Origin of the sequence: Pedobacter sp. 22163, assembly GCF_052045595.1 — a bacterium.
In the GTDB taxonomy this organism is placed as follows: domain Bacteria; phylum Bacteroidota; class Bacteroidia; order Sphingobacteriales; family Sphingobacteriaceae; genus Pedobacter.
Window position 1 is genome coordinate 1 of record NZ_JBQEPM010000025.1, and the last position, 1,828, is coordinate 1,828.

Annotated in this window: 1 rRNA gene; it reads left to right on the forward strand. The window is 49.3% G+C overall.

Annotated features, from left to right (window positions below):
- Positions 1 to 251 precede the first annotated feature (251 nt).
- A 16S ribosomal RNA gene (locus tag ACTJKN_RS27300) occupies positions 252 to 1,773 on the forward strand.
- Positions 1,774 to 1,828 lie beyond the last annotated feature (55 nt).

Sequence of the window (1,828 nt, forward strand, 5' to 3'; positions counted from 1 at the left end):
GAAACACGGAGAGACGAACAAGACTTTTCCGAACTGAAGTTTAACGATATATAGATGACCGGCCGTGAGGCTTACCTGGTCAACAAGTTCTTAAAAGAGATGTCAATGTAGCGTAGCGAGGTAATGGAGTACCGATCAAAGTACATGATTACGTAGCTTTATTTTAAAGGTGGTGTCTAACAGACAACATAACAAAAAGAAGACTATTTTTAACAATAGTTAAAACTGGTCAGCATCTTACAACACATTTTACAATGGAGAGTTTGATCCTGGCTCAGGATGAACGCTAGCGGCAGGCCTAATACATGCAAGTCGAACGATATCATCCAGCTTGCTGGATGAGAAAGTGGCGCACGGGTGCGTAACGCGTATGCAACCTACCTTAATCTGGGGGATAGCCCGGAGAAATCCGGATTAATACCGCATAAAATCACAGGATTGCATAATCCAATGATCAAACATTTATGGGATTGAGATGGGCATGCGTGTCATTAGCTAGTTGGCGGGGTAACGGCCCACCAAGGCGACGATGACTAGGGGATCTGAGAGGATGGCCCCCCACACTGGTACTGAGACACGGACCAGACTCCTACGGGAGGCAGCAGTAAGGAATATTGGTCAATGGAGGCAACTCTGAACCAGCCATGCCGCGTGCAGGAAGACTGCCCTATGGGTTGTAAACTGCTTTTATCCGGGAATAAACCTATCTACGTGTAGATAGCTGAATGTACCGGAAGAATAAGGATCGGCTAACTCCGTGCCAGCAGCCGCGGTAATACGGAGGATCCAAGCGTTATCCGGATTTATTGGGTTTAAAGGGTGCGTAGGCGGCCTGTTAAGTCAGGGGTGAAAGACGGTAGCTCAACTATCGCAGTGCCCTTGATACTGATGGGCTTGAATGGACTAGAGGTAGGCGGAATGAGACAAGTAGCGGTGAAATGCATAGATATGTCTCAGAACACCGATTGCGAAGGCAGCTTACTATGGTCTTATTGACGCTGAGGCACGAAAGCGTGGGGATCAAACAGGATTAGATACCCTGGTAGTCCACGCCCTAAACGATGAACACTCGCTGTTGGCGATACACAGTCAGCGGCTAAGCGAAAGCGTTAAGTGTTCCACCTGGGGAGTACGCTCGCAAGAGTGAAACTCAAAGGAATTGACGGGGGCCCGCACAAGCGGAGGAGCATGTGGTTTAATTCGATGATACGCGAGGAACCTTACCCGGGCTTGAAAGTTAGTGAATCATTTAGAGATAAATGAGTGAGCAATCACACGAAACTAGGTGCTGCATGGCTGTCGTCAGCTCGTGCCGTGAGGTGTTGGGTTAAGTCCCGCAACGAGCGCAACCCCTATGTTTAGTTGCCAGCACGTTATGGTGGGGACTCTAAACAGACTGCCTGTGCAAACAGAGAGGAAGGAGGGGACGACGTCAAGTCATCATGGCCCTTACGTCCGGGGCTACACACGTGCTACAATGGATGGTACAGAGGGCAGCTACATAGCAATATGATGCGAATCTCACAAAGCCATTCACAGTTCGGATTGGGGTCTGCAACTCGACCCCATGAAGTTGGATTCGCTAGTAATCGCGTATCAGCAATGACGCGGTGAATACGTTCCCGGGCCTTGTACACACCGCCCGTCAAGCCATGGAAGTTGGGGGTACCTAAAGTATGTAACCGCAAGGAGCGTCCTAGGGTAAAACCGATAACTGGGGCTAAGTCGTAACAAGGTAGCCGTACCGGAAGGTGCGGCTGGAATACCTCCTTTCTGGAGTAGCACCGCCTACTCGCCACGCAACATGATATTTCTAAAAAAGGTATAG